The sequence below is a fragment of the Leptospira bandrabouensis genome (assembly GCF_004770905.1).
GTDB lineage: Bacteria > Spirochaetota > Leptospiria > Leptospirales > Leptospiraceae > Leptospira_A > Leptospira_A bandrabouensis.
In genome coordinates this window covers 46,764-64,107 of sequence record NZ_RQHT01000003.1, presented here as the reverse complement: position 1 = coordinate 64,107, position 17,344 = coordinate 46,764, and the positions used below count along the sequence as shown (strand labels likewise).

Here is a 17,344-nt window from a genome sequence, read left to right as displayed (position 1 = left end):
ATACGAGTAAAAAAGAGTACAAAAATTATTCAGAACCGAAGAAATAGACAGGTGTGAAACGATTTCGTTTTAGTTTAGAGACGGTTCTGAAGCTCAGGGGTTGGCGGGAAGAAGAAGAAATCCGCAGGCTCTCTTTAGTTGTCTCCAAACTCAATGCACTCATCGGTGAAAAGGATACCAATGAAAGAGAAATCGAATCTTCCTATGAGGCAATCCTAAATTCTTCCAAAGTAGGAACGAGCCTTTCTGATTATCTGTCCATCGAACAATACATCCAGGGACTTATCAGGCGAAACGAAGAGTTAGAATCTCGAATCGCCACTCAAAATGAAGAAGTAAATTTGGTTCGTAAAGATGTGATGGTGGCTCGAATGAACAAAAAGGTAATCGAAGTTTTAAAGGACAAACGATTTGCCGAATGGAAGAAAAAACGAAATCGAAGTGAAAGAAGAGAAGTAGAAGAATTTAATCTACAATTAAGCAAACAATCATTATTCGATTCGACAGAAAGCATTGGACTTTCAAAATCTAAGAAGATACCAAGAACTTTCAAAATTTTGAACCGCGAAGATGGAGGTGATGAACTTACATCCGACTTCAAAACTCTTCGTGATTTTTATGAAAAATACTACCTAGGACAAGGGAAATCATAATGGCAAGTGTAACCGATAGCACAAGATCCTTCTTTTTAATCGTTCTTATTTTTTTCTTAATCGCCATTGGATTTTTTGTTTTTGATTACTTTCAGGTTATCAACGCAGAAGACTATTTGCCTTTCTTAAAAAAACAAGCAGGACTTGTTAACCAAGACTTACTTTCACCAACGGAACTAGAAAAGTTGGAGATGGAAAAAGCAAAAGAAAGGCTCATCGCTGACCGCGAAGAATTAGAACAGATGAAACGTGAGTTAGAGGAAAAATCTTCATCTCTAAATGCAGATAAAGAACGTTTGGAAGAACTCAAAGAAGGAATCCAACGTAAAGAAAAAGAAATGGCAGACAAATTGAAAAAAGACAATGCCCGCGCTGAAAAAGTGAAGGTACTTGCAAACAAAGTTGCCAATATGCCACCCGAATCAGCGAGAGATATGTTAATCAATTGGCCTGATTATGATATCATAGAAGTGTTCGAACAAATGGATAGAGATGCCGAGGAAGAAGGTAGACAGACCATTACCACTTACCTACTCACTTTGTTCCCTGCCGAAAGAAGGTCAGTGATTTCCAATAAATGGTTGGATGCGGGAGCAAAAAATGTTCCCAATTATGGCAAAAGTATTGATGAAGATAACGACGAGCCTTAATTAGGGGCCGTTAATTTAAAAGTTTTCTGCTGTAATAAAAGGAATCGATAACAAACCGATTTAAAGTTTTATTTTTTTATGCCATACAAAATGGATTTTACTTCTCTTATGGCATCTTCCAACTGATCGTTCACCACCACATAATCAAAATTAGGTGCTTCCTCCAATTCTTTGATCCCATTTTGTATCCTTCTTTCAATACTAGTTTGGGAATCAGTCCCTCGGCGGATTAATCTTTCGATCCATATTTCTCTACTAGGTGGTTCAATAAAAATAGTCACGGATTCTGGACGCAATGCCTTTACTGTTTTGGCACCTTGGACATCTAAATCCAAAAGAGCAACACGATGGTCACGAATGGCATCGAGAATGGGGCCTTTGGGAGTACCATAGTAGTTTCCATGTACTTCTGCCCATTCGTAAAAATCATCCGCATCAATCCGTTTTTTGAACTCATCTACCGAAAGAAAGTAATAGGTTTTCCCTTCGATATCCCCCGGTCTTGGTGCTCTTGTGGTACAAGAAATAGAAAAATAAAAATCGGGATTTTCTTTAAGGAGAGCGGCGATGATCGTCGACTTTCCACCACCAGCCACAGAAGAGATTATGTATAAATTAGGACGAACGTTCAATCTTCGGACTCCTCTTCGCCTTCTGCAAAATGATTATCCCCTGACTCTAAACGTTTGGCTAAACTTTCTGGGCGAATGGCGGATAAAAGGATATGTCCTGAATCTAAAACAAGAACAGAGCGTGTTTTGCGACCACCTGTGGCATCAATGAGTCTACTTTCCGATTTTGCTTCCGAACGAAGGCGTTTGGCACCAGCAGAATCCGCTTGGAGAATGGTAAGAATTTTCGAAACGAATACTACATTTGAAAATCCTACATTGAGTACCGGAAACGAAGACATGGAAACATATTTTTAGATTCTTCTAGATCGATCAAGTCGAATCGTTTCTATTAAATGAATTTCATGAATGCCAATATTCATGGCTTCTGAAATTTCATCGTGTTTGTATCCTTTTTTGATGAGATGCACCACTTTATCAATTTTCGTTGCGGAAGGAGCAAGTTCTTCTAGTGCCGATTCAATCGATAGTTCCACTTTATCCAAATTCATTTTTTGATAAGACGCAAATGCTGGATCATTTGCTTTTGAAACTTCGTTTAAGAATTCTCTTTTTTTAGATCCTTCTGTTAGTTCGTTTCGAATCGCTTCCGTTGGTTTTTCTTCAGTAAATGGATTTCCACCTACCGTATAATTCATCTTAGGTTGAAAAGTAGGAACTTCTAAATTATCGATAGCTTCTACAGATGGTGATTGGATTTGTTCCATCCCAAAAATCCCTTTCACTGCCTTTCCCAATTTTCCAAAGGCTTGGTTCACGGCACCTTCTGTCGTTTCTACGTCATCACTTGGAACCGGAATTTGATTAGCTTGGTAAATTTTGCCAATCCCTGTTCTTTGTTCTTTCAGATCAAGAATCGGTTCTTCTCCTAGGTTTGGTTCTGGAATTAACTCAGATTTCATCGAAAGACCCGTGGACTGGTAATGTTTGAATTCTTTTACCAATACTTCACCTCGTTCCATCATAGAACGAAGAGCCACCATTTTAGATTCGATGACTGCCACTGTAGCATCTAACTCTCGTATGGTTTCTTGGGTGGCCATATCAATAGCACGGTTTAATTTTTTATCGTAATACTCTGAGACTGCTTTTTGGACTTTTGCTGAGATGAAGACATACATCATCCCACAAAATAATAAATTAATTAGAACAAGGGAAAAGAGTTCCATGACATTCTCCTGCAGAACATTTCCAACAACATTCCGGAGTGAGAACTTTAAACTTTTAAATCAAAACGAGATCCTCTTTCCAAACCAGGTCGGTCAAAAATGACTCCCTCTTTGGAATAAGCATAAACCGAATTTTCTTTATCTTGTTTCGGTTTCGCCGCCGAACTCTGGTTTCCTGATTTTGGATCGGGTACCGTTTGAGCTCGGTTTTGGGTTTGGAACACAACCTTTTGCAATTCTACCACCTGGTTTTGGTGGGTGAAGGGATTCTCTGCCTGGGCCCTACGTGCAAAATCGTAGTGGTGCGTGAGACTTGCGAAGTTTTCGTTGAGAATCATCGAAATCCCTCCTAATTCTTAGACTTACCACGGCCTCTCTTTTTTCTCCAGTCATTTTTCGTTTCGTCTGGATCTTCGTAAGGAGCACTGCGGACCTGGGATTCCTCTTCGTAGAAAGTCTTTGCCTTTGTCTCGTGACGGAGTTTAAACTCAGCATTGCGGATACGGATGGTAACTCCCGGGAAAATGGTCTTCTCGACCGAAATACGCCCATTCGCCGCCTGTTCGTCCATATATTCGGTAAGTGTTTGGATGTCCTTTCCTGCCTCTGCGATGCGTTTTTCGAGTTTCTTTGTTCCTGCGTCCAATTTTTGCAAATGAGCGTCCTGTTCGGCCGTAAAACTGGCAGGATCGGCTTCTTTTCTCGCTTTGAGAGTTCGCATCGTTTTTGTGAGTTGGTCCAGTTTGTCCTGGTTCTCTTTTCGCTTTTCTTCGTATTCCTGGATCTGTTTGAGGATCTTCGGGTTATTTCCCACAATGAGGTCGGTTTGTGGGTTGGCTTGTGAGCCAATGATTTTAGCAGAAATGAGTTGGGCCGCTTGGATGGTTCCCCCCACAATTTGTCCCCGTTTTCCTTTACAAGAAACCTTACCACCTGCCATGAGATGGGAATGTAAAATTCCTTCTTGGACGATGATGTCTTTTTCGGTAATACAAGTGGCGTTTTGGATGAACTTAGCGACAATGTTTCCGCCTGTGGATTCCACACGTGCTTCTTCTCTTCCCGTCACCCCTTGGCGGACAATGATATCGCCATCGGCTTCCACAATGGCTTTTTGGACTGTTCCATAAATTTCAATATTACCTGCGGCTTTCACAGAATAATTGTCTTCCACGTTTCCTGTGATGATGATAGAACCAAGGAAGGTAACATTACCAGTACGAACTCCCACATCTCCATTGATACGGTAAACGGTTTCCACAGAAAGTCTACCTGCAGCATATAACACCTGGCCGTTGACCTCTGCTGTGAGTCGCATTTTGTCTTCCGACAAAATAGTACCTTTTCCTTGTTTGAGTTCGGTATCCAAACCATCTTTGGCAGGTAATACCATTCCAAATAAATTGCGCCCAAATTTTCCTTTTTCGGCAGGGATTTTTTCGGCTAACAGTTGTCCCACGACAACGTTTTCGATCATATCTAAGTCTTTGTAATCGACGCGGCCCGACTGATCTTCCTTGAAGTTGATTTTCTTTTCGGTGCGAACATAGTATTTGATTTCCGCATTTTTTCCGTTTACCGGGAAATCACCCTCTGCCCCAATAAAAGGTTTGTTATGAATGTCTTCATCCAAACACCTTCTGATTTCATCTTCTTTTAATCCGTGAGCCACACCCATCCCTTTGAGGGCGGCCACAACATCGGAAACCTCTAAATCACGACCACCTGGCCTTGCGGGAAACACAGTGACAAAGGCACGCATATTTTCTTGGGCAATTTCTACGTTGCAACTAGAGTCATTTCCGGCTTTTGGTTTCTGATTCGATATGAGAACTGGTTCACCCTTCTTCTCTTTGAGAATTTTATTAATTAGGTTTTGATCAACACCGGCGACTCCGCGAAACGAAAGTTTCTTGGATACATCAGCCATAGTCATTTCCAATCCTTCACCAGTAGGGGGATAAACAGTTAAAAAAACACCGGTTCTATATATCTTAACGGTAACGCGACCATCTTTGTTTTTGGGAGTGACCAGTTCTTTTAAATCTTTGGAAACTAATTTCCCGCTACCACCCGTTAGATGTTCATCCAAAAGACTTAGTTCATCTAATAACATGTCATCGGGAATGATGGAGGCACGAATATGATAAGGTTCAGAAAAGAATAAGGATTTTTTTCCTCTTTTTAAAACCGTATAATCGATCTCATGAACTTTGCGACCCAAGTGCTGCGATGCAATTGCCAGACACTCTTCTATGGTATCGGCAATGACTTCCACTTGTTCTTTTTCCTTACGATCGAACTCTTTCAGTTCCTCTGTAAGAAATTCAGTGAGCGACATATCTGTTTACCTTTTCTGGATCGCGGATTTTACTTTAGAGAGTTTGCTGCGAAGTCTTGCGACTGCTTTTGTATGAAGCTGCGAAATTCTTGATTCCGTAACTTCCAAAACTTCACCAATTTCTTTTAAGGTGAGGTCTTCATAATAATAAAGTACGATTACTTTTTTTTCTTTTTCTGGAAGTGATTGGATGGCTTCTACAATTACGTTTTTGATTTCTTCTTTTTCGATGATATTGTCAGGATTCATATTCATCGGAGATTCAAGGGTTTCCATAAAAGAAACTTCATCGTTCTCATCACCTAGAAACCAAATATCATTGAGAGAAACAAGAGAGGTTCCCGATAGTTTTGCAAGAAGTGAATTATACTCTTCCATAGAGACTCCGAGTTCTTTGGCGATCTCTTCATCTTCTACTTTTTTGCCTTCCTTGTTCTCAAGCATGGCAATGATGTTTTCGAGTTGTTTTGCTTTTTGACGGATGGAACGAGGGATCCAATCCACACTTCTAAGTTCGTCAAAGATGGACCCGCGTATACGAGTCATTGCATAAGTTTTGAATTTAATTTCGCGTGAAGGGTCAAACTTCTCAATAGCGTCTAACAGACCAAAGACGCCGTAACTGACCAAATCCTCAAATTCTACGTTTTGAGGCATACCGATGGCGATTCGTCCTGCCACGTGTTTGACGAGAGGAGAATATTTTTCGACAAGGTAACTTCGGATCTCCGCATCCTTTGTGACACGGTATTTTTTCCAAAGATCTGTCTCATCAAACTGATTGTATTTGTCTAGCAATCTTGACATAGGGAACCGAAGTACGGAATCTCTTTACTTTATAGAAAAAATCGTATAGAAAGGGAAATTACAAGAGGATTTTTTCTTATGTCCTCTAAAAACGGTAATTTTTCAACCGTCTTGTGGATCATCCTTAGCCATCATGGTGCGAATGGCCTCAGCCATGAGTTTTGGCTCGTTTTTGATCGCAATTTTATCCACAATGATATGATCTCCGAATTTTCCAGACTTTGCCATAGCAAGTTTTGCATCCATGGCGGCATCACCGACAGGTTGGACTCCAAAATCATCGGAACCTGCTGACTCAGAACGAGAAGATTCCATTCCCCCATGTTCCTGGTCAAATTCTTCGGAATGACCTTCGCCCCTTCCGAAACCACCGATGGAAAAGGTACTTAAAAATTCTAAAAATTCAGGAACTTTCTTTTGTAAGACAGAAAATACCCCAAAACCAAGTCCTCCAAAAGCAAATGTGGAGATGAGAGAGACAAAAAAGATATAACCAAGACGGTTTCCAACAAGAAACCCACATACGGCGCTAATCACGGCCCCAAGAACCGCAAATCCCAGTACAAATCCGATCTGCACTTAGTTGTCTTCCTCCATTTTCTCTTCCATTTCTTTCTCTTTGAAATCCACAAAGCTAAAGAATTTTTTGAAGAAACCGGTGAGTCCTTCCTCGTCACTATAACCACCTTCGGTTTGTAAGAGGGTGTGTGTGACCCGAGTCAAACAGGCTGCGGCTTTGGAACGTGGTGCCCCGATAATGAATGGTTTTTGTTCCCGAATGGATTTTTCGACTTCTTCATCTTGGAAAATAAATCCTAAGTTTTCCACTTGGACTTCCAAAAATTGACCCGAGATATCAATCACCCGGTCGGCTACTTTTTTTCCTTCAATGGCAGATCGTACCCGGTTCACGATGATTTTGAGGTTTTTGTCTTTGGATTGGGAAACAATCGATTTGATTAGGCCATAAGAGTCAGTGATGGATGTGGGTTCTGGAGTGGTCACAACAATCACTTCATCGGCAGGCATCACAAGCCCTATGACATTGGCAGAAATTCCAGCACCAGTGTCTATGATCATCACATCATAACGATCGAGCTCAGCAAATCCTTTGATTAAATTGTTTCTTTGTGTTTCATTCAGGTTTGCCAGTTGGGAATACCCAGAAGCTCCTGCAATGATGTCCACACCTTCTGGAGTGGAAATGACAATGTCTTTTAGAGATTTATGGCCTTTGACGACATGGTATAAATTATATTTCGGAATGATCCCAAGAAGGACGTTTACATTGGCAAGACCCAAGTCACCATCGAAGATTAAAACTTTAAGTCCTGTTTTTGCGATGGAGATGGCAAGGTTGACAGAAACAGTACTTTTGCCCACTCCCCCTTTCCCGGAAGCTACCGCGATGATTTTCGTTTTTTTAGCTGTATCCTGGGGTTGTACAAGTTTTAATCCAGCACCAGATTCCGTGAGCTTTCTAAGATTTGCAGCTTGGTCCATCGTTACCCCTAGATCATCAGGATAACGATGCTTGTTACACGGTCTTTTCGAAGACCTCGCCCGCTATCCCTTTCAATTTTTCAGGAAAAATCACACATTCGGCAAGATGTTTTTTCGAGGCATTTAGGATATCAAAAGGAACATCCTGGCCTACACTTAAAAATGCGAATTCCCTGTGAATAGTATCGGCTAATTCCACTACAGAACCTAAAAATTCTGCTTCATCCAGCTTCGTTAATAAAATTCTTTTATAACCTACCGACTCATACGCGTTTGCCACAGCCAGTGCGTTGTCTTTGGAAACCGTGGAGGAAAGAACAAGGATGGTTTCAATATAATCCTTTTCCCCAAAAACTTGGTAGAATTCCTGAAGTTTTTCTAAGTTTTCTGACTTTCTGTGGGAGTAACCTGCGGTATCTACCAAAATGAGTTCGGACCCATCTCGGACAATGGTCTCTTTCATTTTACGAAGGTCTTTTGCGGCATAGAACGGTAAACCCATTGCATCTGCATAAAATTTAAGTTGGTCGATGGCTGCAATTCTGTAGTTGTCAGTTGTATATAGGGATACTTTTTTTCCCATGTGCAAACTGTACTTTGCAGCTAGTTTTGCAATGGATGTGGTTTTTCCGGATCCAGTTGGTCCTACAAAAAAAATCACCTTTCGTTTTCCACGAGGAGTTCCACTAAACAAATCAGAATCAATTTGAATTCTTTCTTCTAAGTAAGTAACAGCTTTGTCGGTTACATTGGCATACCTTGTGAGATCCACTGCCGATAACCTGCGTTCCAATGCAATGGCCATCTCTTCCAAAAATCCAGAAGACAATCCTTCGTTTAACAAACGATCTATGAGTTTTTGGATATGTGGGTGCCGTTCTGGAATTTGTTGTTTAGAAGGTACGGGAACTTCCAAAATGGAATCTTTTGCTTCTGAAATCGATAACCCAACCGGTCTCTCTTCTAAAGTTTCCAATTCGTAAACAGGGGGATTTTGTCTACGACGGCGCTCCGAAAATGGACGAACGCCATCGATATTTTTTTTGCGATGGGAGGATGGCCCTTGTGATGTTTGGTTTGCACCAATGCTCACAAGACCTGATTCAGGTAAGGATTCTGTTCTTTGTTTTTGTTTGATGAGTTCTTTGAGGTCCTTTAACTTACGTTCAATTCTCTCTTTGGAATTTTGTTTTTCAGGGACACCTACATCAATTTCATACATCCGTTGGGCCATAAGCCCCGTACCAAAAAGTCCACCTTCGGTGATCACTCTTTGGTCGTAGAGGTGAGCCTCTGGACCGTATTTCATTTTCATCTGCATGATGCAGTCTTGTAAGTCTTTGCCTCGGATTTTTACAAAATCCATAGAATTTCCCCCGAACCTGGGAAAAATATGAAGAGTACCCTCCTTTTGGAAAGTCTTTTTTATGAGACATAATAATTTCAGAAAATTTCGCGTTTTTTTAAGAGCAGGAAAGCTTTGTTTCCCTCTCCGTTGTGACTTCGGGAAAGATTCGGTTTCCAACGAAGGCCAGGACCGGAAAGATGGGGATAGACTCCCGATGGAAAAAGACCCCTCCCCCGAAAATCCGAAAAACGAAATCGAACTCAAAGATGGGGTTCCCGTTTCCCTTTTGTTTGACGATGTGTATTTTTCAAAACAAGGGGGATGGGAAGAATCGAGTTATGTGTTCTTAGAAGGGAACCAAATCCCATCCAAACTGGCAAAAAAAGACCATTCTATTTTTTATATAGGCGAATTAGGTTTTGGATCTGGACTCAATGTATTTGTAACACTGGATTTTTGGAAGTCCTTATCCAATCCTTCCCTGGTTACATTTATTAGCTTAGAAGGATTTCCTTTAAAACGAGATATTTTACTAACATTAAACAAAAGTTATCCGAACAAAACACTATGGTTTGAAGATTTACTTTGCTCTTACGAATCTGCCATAAAACTTTGGGCCGATGACCGAACACAAAACTTATGGACTTACACATGGACCCATAGTTCCAACCAAAGCACATTCACCTTACAAGTGTTTTTTGGGGATGTTGGATTCTGTTTACCTCAGTTTCCAAAAATCCATTCTTGGTATTTGGATGGATTTTCTCCGGGGAAAAATCCTGATATGTGGTCTTCCGATACACTCAAAGAGATACAAAAAAAATCAAACCCTGGCACAAGTTTTGCCACTTTTTCTTCGGCCGGTTTTTTACGTAGGAATCTAAAAGAACTTGGATTTGTTGTGGAAAAGAAAAAAGGATTTGGTCGCAAACGAGAAATGATCACTGGATATTTAAAATAAAATGCAAAAACAAAATAAAACTGCTGTTGTCGTAGGAGCAGGAATTGCTGGAGCGAGCATTTGTTTGGCGCTAAAACAAAGAAATATAGAAACGATTTTACTCGAGGCAGACACGGGCCCCGCAAAACATGCAAGTGGGAATCCGATTGGAGTGGTTTATCCATTTCTCACCAAACACAAACTAGCCGAATCAGAATTTTCCCTAGCAGCCTTTCTATATTTCCTCTCTGTTTGGGAAAAATTCCATTTAAAAAACCTGGTCCCTCATGTAGATGGGATTTACTTTTTATTAGATTCTAAAGAAGCTTACGATCGTTATTCGAATGCAATCCTCTCACACCAAATTCCTAGTCACATAGCAAAAGAGAGTGTGGAACCTTTTTCAAACCTCCCTGCCATTTTTTTCCCAGTAGGAAAATCTGTATCCCCAGTGGACCTCACCAAACAAATAATCATTCTATCCGATCCAAAAATCCAATATTCTTCTAAGTTAGTAAATTGGGAAGAATCAGAGAACGCAACAAAGGTTATCTGCCAAACGACAAATGGTCAAATCGAATGTGATTATTTATTTTTAACACAAGGTTACCAATTTGCAGAAGATCCACATTTGGCCTGGATGCCCTTAAAAAAAGTAAGAGGACAAATTCTAAAATTCCCTGAACAAAATCCCACCAATGCCCACGGAATTCTTTACGGCGATTATATCACACCAGCCATAAACGGATTCCAAGTATTAGGTGCTACCTTTGATGAATTCAAACTAGAAGAAAATCCAAGACCCGAAGAAACAGAAATTTTGTGGGATGGGTTATCCAAAAAACTTCCAAATCTTTTTTCACAGTGGGAAAAACAAAATCCGCAAGAATTTTTACCGAGAGTGAGTTACCGAACGCAATCACAAGATCGACATCCTGTTGTTGGTAAATTGCCAAACTTATCCAAACTTGATTTATCTGTGAAATATCAGGATTCTCTGAAAGGTAACAAAAAAAAGATGTATATCCCCTATTATGAATCTGTAGGAATATTAAACGGACTTGGTTCCAGAGGTCTCACTCATAGCTTGTATGCGGCAGAGATTTTAGTTTCTTCCCTATTGAAAGAACCAAACTCCATCCTTGATTCGATATTTAATTCACTCAAACCCGATCGATTTTTGATTCGTATGTGGAAACGAGAGCAGCTAACATAGATTTTAGTTCGTTCTCTTCTTCTACAGAAACTTGGATTAAAATCAAAAAAACTCTTATTTTGCGACGAACAAGCTCTGCCAAAAAAGGCGTATCACTTCGCATTTTGATCCAATCTTTTTCTGTTGTGATCAAAATCTCATCTGTTTGTATTTCCTTTAATAAAGTTAATAAAGAAGTGGTCCCGTATTCAAAATGGTCAGGGAAAAATTTAGATCGTATGGACTTCGAACTCAAAGCCGAACTTGCAGTTTCATAAACACTTTTAGGATTTCCAACACCCGTAACCAAAAAATAATCCGAAGTAGAATCGGGATTTATCTGGTTTGTTTGATAAGTCAAATTTATCGTGATCACTACTTCGTGAACTTTTGGCTGAAAGTAGGAATGAAAAACGGGAACATTCACTTCGTTTCGAGTTAATATCTTTTTATATTCATCTAATAGAAATTTATTTTGAGAGGTAAGTTTCGTAAAAACAATGGCATTGGCCCGTTTGCTATTTTTGATAGGTTCCCTTAAAAAACCCAATGGGAGAGTCATTCCATTCCCAAAAGCGGAATTTGCATCTAACAAAACAAAATCGAAATCTCGATAAACTGCTTTGTGTTGGAACCCGTCATCAAGGATGACAATATGTTTTTTTGAAACCACTTGGTTGTAATGAAGAAACGATGTTTTTCTGTCCCTGCCGATAATTACCTGTGCACTTGGAAACATTTCTTTATGTTGGCTTGGTTCATCCCCGTATAACTTAGGTTCTAATCCATTCGGTAAGATGGCACCTTCTTTACTTTTTTCGGCTTTATAACCTCTCGATAAGATGGTAATCGCATAACTGGGATAAGTTTGGTTAAAATAGCGAACTAAGTATTGGACAAAAGGTGTTTTGCCAGTTCCCCCGACGGTTAGGTTTCCCACGCTAATGACCAAAACATTCGGTAAGTGGAAGGAGGAAGTCCCTCTTTGTGACCACCAGAATAGAAACTGGTAGAGAAAACTCAGAGGGTAAAACAAATATAATAGTAATTTCATTTAGTTTCCAGTAGGAAACCTACGATTTAGCTGTGGCGTTTTTCTAATTCTTTGGCAATGGTAGAGAGGCTAATCCCTTTTTCTACCATAAGGACTTCCAAATGAAAAACCAAATCAGCAATTTCATGAATCAGTTCTTTTTCATTGGGATTTTTGGCAGCAATGATAACCTCACCTGCTTCCTCTCCAATTTTTTTGAGAATACGGTCAACCCCATCACGGAAGAGCTCAGCAGTATAAGACTTTTCAGGCAATTCTTCCTTACGTTTGCGGAGTAGTTCTTCCAATTTCAGTAAAAATTCCATTTTTTGACCTTCTAGCGACCATAGAAACTGGCCATTCCATTTCGAAAAAGCGAAAATTGACTATTCAAACAGATAGATTCACAATAGAATTCAATAGATGGTTCGTAAGTTTTTACCTGTTTTTTTTCTTCTTTGCACAAGTGCCGTTTTTTCCGAATCTCCTTGGGGCAGTTCCATCCAAAAAGGATTGGAGACCGCCAAACAGGACAAAAAATTTATCATTGTAGATGTATTTGCAGATTGGTGTACATACTGTTTGGTTTTGGAAAAAGAAATTTTTCCTGATCCAGAAGTCAGTCGTGTTTTAGAGAGCTTCGTTAAAGTTCGGTTAGATGGAGAAGAGTTCCCTAACTTACGAAAAAAATACAATATAGAAGGATACCCTACCATACTATTTTTGGATGGGGATGGAAACTATGTGACAAAGATTTCCGGACTCGCAACAAAAGAAGATATACTTGGTGTATCCAAACGGATCCTGCAAGAACCAAACCTAGAATCTTATCTAAAAACAGAACTTAGACGAAATACCAATAGTCCGGACATCCATTTTCGTTTGGGTTTATTATACTTTCAAAACAAAGAGTTTGAAAAAGCAGAACAACAATTCTCAGATGCTGTCCAAAAATCCAAAAACCAAACTATCCTTAAAGAAAATGCACACTTTAATTTAAACTTAGTTAGATCTATTCATGGCCCGAAAGAATCTGCAGTAAAATCCTGGAAAGAATTTTTAGATATTTATCCAACTTCCAGTCGCAAAACTACCGCTAAACTATACTATGGACTTACACTAAAAGATGCAGGGGAATCCAAACTTGCAAAAGTTGTACTCATGGAAATCAAACCACAACTGACAACGGAAACAGATAAATCGATGTGTAACGAAGCTTTGTCGGAAATTGAAAGAGGATTTTAGTCCAACCAAAAGATTACTTTCAGTTGGACTCTTAAGTTTATCGGTTCCCGATAGAGTAATAAGTAAAACCTAACTCCTGCATCAAAGTAGGTTTGTATTGATTTCTTCCATCAAAAACTAGAGGTGATTTTAGAAGGCTTTTGATTTTATTAAAATCAGGTTCTCTAAACTCTCTCCATTCTGTTAAGAGTAACATGGCATCGGCACCTTGGAGAGCCGAATACGCATCTTTTTTGTATTCCACCTTCCCATCAAAATAGTATTTGGATGTTTCTGCTGCAGCAGGATCAAACACCTGGATTTTGGCTCCGTTTTTATGTAGTTCATAAATCAAAGGAATGGATGGGGCTTCACGCATATCATCTGTCCCTGGTTTAAAAGACAAACCCCAAATGCCAAAAGTTTTTCCTTTCATATCTGTTGATTTAAAGTGTTCGAATATTTTGTCTGTTAAACGAGTTTTTTGTTTTTCGTTTACATCCTCAACTGATTGAATGATGTGCATAGGTGCATTCACTTCTTCTGCTGTGCGAAGAAGGGCTCTTACATCTTTTGGAAAACAAGAACCGCCGTATCCAATTCCTGCATATAAAAACTGACGACCAATTCTAGAATCAGTTCCCATCCCTTTTCTCACATCATCATAGTTAGCACCGAGTGCATCACAAAGATTGGCAATTTCATTTACGAAAGAAATTTTTGTAGCAAGGAAGGCGTTACATGCATACTTCGTAAGCTCCGCAGAACGAATGCTCATCGTAATGATAGGGTTACCGTTTAATACAAACGGAGAATAAAGTTCGCTCATTTTTTTGGCTGCGATTTCTGATTCTGCACCGATGACAACTCGCTCTGGTCGCATAAAGTCATCAATGGCCGCACCTTCTTTCAAAAATTCAGGATTGGAAACTACATCAAACGGATGTTTTGTGTGTTGTGAAACAATGGCTTTTACTTTGTCTGCGGTTCCCACAGGAACTGTGGATTTATCTACAATGATTTTATAACCATTCATAGTTTTACCAACTTCTTCAGCCACGGCAAAAACAAATCTTAGATCCGCAGAGCCGTTATCCGAAGTGGGAGTGCCTACTGCGATAAATACAAATTCAGAAGATTCCACACCATCTTTAAGAGAAGTGGAAAAATGGAGTCTTCCCTCTTTGTGATTGCGTTCCACCAGTTCGGAAAGGCCAGGTTCGTAGATGGGAATGATCCCTTTTTTTAGGTCACTGATTTTCTTTTCATCTTTATCAATACAAATTACATCATTGCCATATTCAGCAAAACAGGTTCCTGCAACGAGGCCCACATATCCGGTTCCAACGACACAAACTTTCATAGGATTTCCAGAATTTAGTTTTTTCCTTTGAAGGAAACTGTTTTTCTACTCGGATTTGGGAAGAGTTTGGATTGTAAATTTGGTGGGTAAATGGCAAAGGCCTACGAATTTTTCGATTTTGCCTCGTTCGACTTCGAAGTCAAAAATGGATTCGTCCCAAAAATAACTTCCTTCCAGATGGGACTCTCCTTTGTGGATGGAAACTCCCAAACTGTATTTCCCATCGCTAAACTGGATGGGAAATTGGAATTCGACAACCGATCTTTCGGATTCGCGAATTTCTAAACCCTGCCATCCTAAATGGTGGGAGTTGGTTCCAAAAATGCGAATGCCTTTTTCGCTATCTATGTGAAATCCAATGGTTCCGTCTGTGATTGGTTTTGTAGCCTTAAATTCAATTCGTAATACAGCCGTTTCCCCTAGAAAATGGTGCTGAGTCTCGAGCCCCTTGGAATTTTTTAAAGAAATATGAATGTCCTGAATGGATTCAGAAAATTCGGCAGAGCTTGAATTGGCAGTTCCGGCTAACACATGCATATATTCTTCGATGGTTTCTTTTGGGTTACCATCAAATAACAAATGTCCTTTATTTAAAAGAATGGCCCTTGTACAAAAATAAGAAATGAGTCCGAGGTCATGGCTCACAACTAAAATACAAGACCCCAATTGGGAAAATTCTTTGATTCGTTTGAGACATTTTTGTTGGAAACTGGCGTCTCCCACAGCTAAAGCTTCATCTACGATTAAAATATCGGGGCGTTTGGCAGTAGCAAGACTGAAACCAAGGCGCATCGCCATTCCTGAACTATAATTTTTTAAGGGTGAATTTCGAAAGTCTGTTAACTCTGCGAATTCAAAAATGGAGTCCGTGAGTTCTTTGATTTCAGATGGTTTGTATCCCCAAACCAGTCCATTATAATAAACATTCTCTTCCCCAGATAGTTCGGGATTAAAACCAACACTTAGTTCAAGCAGAGCCCGAACCGATCCATTGACAATTAGGTTTCCCTTATCTTTACGGATCACCCCGGTGATTAGTTTGAGAAGTGTGGATTTCCCTGCTCCATTCCTTCCAACGATCCCAAGAATTTCCCCAGAGCCAACTTTTAAATTGATCGATTGTAAGGCGGTAAATTTAGAATCAATTCCAAAGTAACCAAAACTGAGACCTGTTAAAATTCTTTTCCAAGGTTTCGAAAATCCATGATAGTCTTTCGATAGATTTTCTAATACAACTGAAGCCATAAAAATTAAAGATGATCCAAAATCACCGATTGGAACTTACGTTTAGAAAGTAGATATACTAAATAGAAAAAAAGCAAAAAAGGTAAAATTTGAATCCAATCAAATTGTGGAGTATACCCTGGTATCACAGATGTGCGAAAAATATCCAAAGGAATGGTAAATGGATTCAATCGATTCCATTCTTTTAAATATCCAGTGGGATAATATAAAACAGGGATTCCCCAGAACAACAATTGACTCACCAAACGAATCAAAGGTGAGATATCTTTTAATAAAATATTTAGCCTTGAAAGATAATGGAGAAGTAACATCAAATAAAGCCCTGAAAAAATAAGAATCAGGTATCCCAAAAAAATTCCCGAAAGATTTAATTTTCCAGAATAAGCCAAATACAAAAACACTGGGATGGATGTGACGAGGCTATGAATGAGAAATTGAACATAAGGAATCCATAAAAATAAATCGATGCCGAGGCTAGAACGTTTGAGTAAACTTCGGTTGTCGGTGAGAATACCAGTTCCACGAACCAAAAGTTCCTGAATGGGAATCCAATAGAGTAACCCTGTTAAAAGATAAGCGGTGAAGTCCTCTTGTGTGGAAGGGTTTTTTAAGTTCAGCACAAGGAAAACCAGTGCGTACAAACTAATTAGGACTAGGTTTTGCAGAAACATCCAGGAGATCCCCAAGAAGGAACCTGCATATTGCAAAGCATAATCACGCCGAACCAGAGCCCAAAGTATGGATACTTTCTCCATACTTTGATTGTCGGCCTAGAGCCTCCTGTTCTAGAACAAGAAGCCTGTTTTTGGTCTTACATCTTCCTTAGGTTTTTTTGGCCAAGAGTAGAGAGACCTGGGGACACCCACTCTCCATTTTGGACCACTTCCCCTTGGAAGGCTTCCATCAAATAATCTTCAAAGGTCTTTCCAGTTTGGTTTTGGGAAAATCCCTTTTTAGGACCTTGCCCTGCGAGGCCTTGGTCTTTGTGGCGGTTGTAAGCGGGTTGTTGGATGGATCGAACGATCATAGGTTTTTCCTCCCCGTCATCATTTTAGACGACATAAAAACTAAAAATAATACCAATAATATACTAAACGCTTGTTTACACTACTTAACATTTGAGAAGTTAAGTCAATATTTTTTTCACGTTTTTATCGGTTTCTATAGGTAATTTAGCATTCCCCTGGGACAAAACCCGCCCTCTCTAAGATTTTTTTTGATGGGAGGTTTAGAATATGTCC

20 protein-coding genes are annotated in these 17,344 nt (G+C 39.6%); 5 read left to right on the top strand and 15 right to left on the bottom strand.

Annotated elements, in window-relative coordinates:
• Positions 1-53: 53 nt before the first annotated feature.
• Entirely contained in the window at positions 54-653 is a 600-nt protein-coding gene (locus EHR07_RS00755) for a flagellar export protein FliJ (protein ID WP_135743309.1), read from the top strand.
• Positions 653-1,303: a periplasmic-type flagellar collar protein FlbB gene (locus tag EHR07_RS00750; RefSeq protein ID WP_135743308.1), complete on the top strand. Its 651-nt coding sequence runs from the start codon at positions 653-655 to the stop codon at positions 1,301-1,303. Before EHR07_RS00755 ends, EHR07_RS00750 begins: the two co-directional genes overlap by 1 nt.
• Positions 1,304-1,371: 68 nt before the next feature.
• Here the strand turns inward: EHR07_RS00750 and EHR07_RS00745 are convergent, their stop codons facing one another.
• The 9 genes from EHR07_RS00745 to flhF all read right to left on the bottom strand — a co-directional run bounded on the left by EHR07_RS00745 (position 1,372) and on the right by flhF (position 9,121).
• Complete coding sequence (locus EHR07_RS00745) at positions 1,372-1,935, bottom strand: guanylate kinase (protein WP_135743307.1); 564 nt, start codon at positions 1,933-1,935, stop codon at positions 1,372-1,374.
• A complete protein-coding gene (locus EHR07_RS00740; RefSeq protein ID WP_135743306.1) occupies positions 1,932-2,216 on the bottom strand; it encodes a DUF370 domain-containing protein in 285 nt (94 codons plus the stop codon). The genes EHR07_RS00745 and EHR07_RS00740 overlap by 4 nt, the downstream gene beginning before the upstream one ends.
• A 12-nt stretch (positions 2,217-2,228) precedes the next feature.
• Positions 2,229-3,104: a hypothetical protein gene (locus EHR07_RS00735; protein WP_135743305.1), complete on the bottom strand. Its 876-nt coding sequence runs from the start codon at positions 3,102-3,104 to the stop codon at positions 2,229-2,231.
• 47 nt (positions 3,105-3,151) lie between these two features.
• Positions 3,152-3,442, bottom strand: a complete 291-nt coding sequence (locus tag EHR07_RS00730; protein WP_135743304.1) for a hypothetical protein — start codon at positions 3,440-3,442, stop codon at positions 3,152-3,154.
• A gap of 11 nt (positions 3,443-3,453) precedes the next feature.
• Entirely contained in the window at positions 3,454-5,445 is a 1,992-nt protein-coding gene (locus EHR07_RS00725) for a FapA family protein (protein ID WP_135743303.1), read from the bottom strand.
• A 6-nt stretch (positions 5,446-5,451) separates the two neighbouring features.
• Complete coding sequence (gene whiG, locus EHR07_RS00720; RefSeq protein WP_135743302.1) at positions 5,452-6,252, bottom strand: RNA polymerase sigma factor WhiG; 801 nt, start codon at positions 6,250-6,252, stop codon at positions 5,452-5,454.
• Positions 6,253-6,354: 102 nt separating this feature from the next.
• Positions 6,355-6,831, bottom strand: a complete 477-nt coding sequence (locus EHR07_RS00715; RefSeq protein ID WP_135743301.1) for a hypothetical protein — start codon at positions 6,829-6,831, stop codon at positions 6,355-6,357.
• Positions 6,832-7,755 (bottom strand): MinD/ParA family protein, encoded by a 924-nt coding sequence (locus EHR07_RS00710; RefSeq protein WP_135743300.1) that lies wholly within the window; start codon positions 7,753-7,755, stop codon positions 6,832-6,834.
• Positions 7,756-7,789: 34 nt separating this feature from the next.
• Positions 7,790-9,121: a flagellar biosynthesis GTPase FlhF gene (gene flhF / locus EHR07_RS00705; protein WP_135743299.1), complete on the bottom strand. Its 1,332-nt coding sequence runs from the start codon at positions 9,119-9,121 to the stop codon at positions 7,790-7,792.
• Positions 9,122-9,317: 196 nt separating this feature from the next.
• On the opposite strand from flhF, the gene mnmC2 reads away from it, so the two are divergent.
• Both mnmC2 and mnmC1 read left to right on the top strand, forming a co-directional pair.
• On the top strand, positions 9,318-10,064 hold the full coding sequence (gene mnmC2, locus EHR07_RS00700) for a tRNA (5-methylaminomethyl-2-thiouridine)(34)-methyltransferase MnmC2 (RefSeq protein ID WP_135743298.1): 747 nt from the start codon (positions 9,318-9,320) through the stop codon (positions 10,062-10,064).
• A gap of 1 nt (position 10,065) precedes the next feature.
• The gene (mnmC1, locus tag EHR07_RS00695) at positions 10,066-11,259 is read left to right on the top strand and encodes an FAD-dependent 5-carboxymethylaminomethyl-2-thiouridine(34) oxidoreductase MnmC1 (protein ID WP_135743297.1); all 1,194 of its coding nucleotides are present in this window, start codon (positions 10,066-10,068) and stop codon (positions 11,257-11,259) included.
• On the opposite strand, the gene lpxK is transcribed toward mnmC1, so the two are convergent.
• Positions 11,207-12,292, bottom strand: a complete 1,086-nt coding sequence (gene lpxK, locus EHR07_RS00690) for a tetraacyldisaccharide 4'-kinase (protein WP_135743296.1) — start codon at positions 12,290-12,292, stop codon at positions 11,207-11,209. The two genes, mnmC1 and lpxK, sit on opposite strands and share 53 nt — an antisense overlap.
• A gap of 26 nt (positions 12,293-12,318) precedes the next feature.
• Entirely contained in the window at positions 12,319-12,597 is a 279-nt protein-coding gene (gene hisE / locus EHR07_RS00685; protein WP_002989187.1) for a phosphoribosyl-ATP diphosphatase, read from the bottom strand.
• 97 nt (positions 12,598-12,694) lie between these two features.
• Here hisE and EHR07_RS00680 point away from each other — a divergent pair, with 97 nt between their 5' ends.
• Positions 12,695-13,516: a thioredoxin fold domain-containing protein gene (locus tag EHR07_RS00680; RefSeq protein WP_135743295.1), complete on the top strand. Its 822-nt coding sequence runs from the start codon at positions 12,695-12,697 to the stop codon at positions 13,514-13,516.
• A gap of 37 nt (positions 13,517-13,553) precedes the next feature.
• On the opposite strand, the gene EHR07_RS00675 is transcribed toward EHR07_RS00680, so the two are convergent.
• Genes EHR07_RS00675 through EHR07_RS00660 form a run of 4 tightly spaced genes read right to left on the bottom strand, consistent with a single transcriptional unit; the run spans position 13,554 to position 17,130 of the window.
• Entirely contained in the window at positions 13,554-14,858 is a 1,305-nt protein-coding gene (locus tag EHR07_RS00675; RefSeq protein WP_135570849.1) for a UDP-glucose dehydrogenase family protein, read from the bottom strand.
• A 45-nt stretch (positions 14,859-14,903) separates the two neighbouring features.
• On the bottom strand, positions 14,904-16,103 hold the full coding sequence (locus EHR07_RS00670) for an ABC transporter ATP-binding protein (protein ID WP_135743294.1): 1,200 nt from the start codon (positions 16,101-16,103) through the stop codon (positions 14,904-14,906).
• Between the two features lie 5 nt (positions 16,104-16,108).
• Complete coding sequence (locus EHR07_RS00665) at positions 16,109-16,858, bottom strand: ABC transporter permease (protein ID WP_135743293.1); 750 nt, start codon at positions 16,856-16,858, stop codon at positions 16,109-16,111.
• Positions 16,859-16,914: 56 nt separating this feature from the next.
• Positions 16,915-17,130: an LIC12298 family protein gene (locus tag EHR07_RS00660; RefSeq protein WP_135743292.1), complete on the bottom strand. Its 216-nt coding sequence runs from the start codon at positions 17,128-17,130 to the stop codon at positions 16,915-16,917.
• Positions 17,131-17,344 lie beyond the last annotated feature (214 nt).

Coding starts and splice junctions, on each gene's coding strand:
- EHR07_RS00725 (WP_135743303.1), bottom strand. CDS start 5,445: ATGTCGCTCACTGAATTTCTTACAGAGGAACTGAAAGAGTTCGATCGT.
- EHR07_RS00710 (WP_135743300.1), bottom strand. CDS start 7,755: ATGGACCAAGCTGCAAATCTTAGAAAGCTCACGGAATCTGGTGCTGGA.
- hisE (WP_002989187.1), bottom strand. CDS start 12,597: ATGGAATTTTTACTGAAATTGGAAGAACTACTCCGCAAACGTAAGGAA.
- lpxK (WP_135743296.1), bottom strand. CDS start 12,292: ATGAAATTACTATTATATTTGTTTTACCCTCTGAGTTTTCTCTACCAG.
- EHR07_RS00660 (WP_135743292.1), bottom strand. CDS start 17,130: ATGATCGTTCGATCCATCCAACAACCCGCTTACAACCGCCACAAAGAC.
- EHR07_RS00730 (WP_135743304.1), bottom strand. CDS start 3,442: ATGATTCTCAACGAAAACTTCGCAAGTCTCACGCACCACTACGATTTT.
- EHR07_RS00665 (WP_135743293.1), bottom strand. CDS start 16,858: ATGGAGAAAGTATCCATACTTTGGGCTCTGGTTCGGCGTGATTATGCT.
- EHR07_RS00675 (WP_135570849.1), bottom strand. CDS start 14,858: ATGAAAGTTTGTGTCGTTGGAACCGGATATGTGGGCCTCGTTGCAGGA.
- EHR07_RS00750 (WP_135743308.1), top strand. CDS start 653: ATGGCAAGTGTAACCGATAGCACAAGATCCTTCTTTTTAATCGTTCTT.
- whiG (WP_135743302.1), bottom strand. CDS start 6,252: ATGTCAAGATTGCTAGACAAATACAATCAGTTTGATGAGACAGATCTT.
- mnmC1 (WP_135743297.1), top strand. CDS start 10,066: ATGCAAAAACAAAATAAAACTGCTGTTGTCGTAGGAGCAGGAATTGCT.
- EHR07_RS00680 (WP_135743295.1), top strand. CDS start 12,695: ATGGTTCGTAAGTTTTTACCTGTTTTTTTTCTTCTTTGCACAAGTGCC.
- flhF (WP_135743299.1), bottom strand. CDS start 9,121: ATGGATTTTGTAAAAATCCGAGGCAAAGACTTACAAGACTGCATCATG.
- EHR07_RS00740 (WP_135743306.1), bottom strand. CDS start 2,216: ATGTCTTCGTTTCCGGTACTCAATGTAGGATTTTCAAATGTAGTATTC.
- EHR07_RS00670 (WP_135743294.1), bottom strand. CDS start 16,103: ATGGCTTCAGTTGTATTAGAAAATCTATCGAAAGACTATCATGGATTT.
- mnmC2 (WP_135743298.1), top strand. CDS start 9,318: ATGGAAAAAGACCCCTCCCCCGAAAATCCGAAAAACGAAATCGAACTC.
- EHR07_RS00735 (WP_135743305.1), bottom strand. CDS start 3,104: ATGGAACTCTTTTCCCTTGTTCTAATTAATTTATTATTTTGTGGGATG.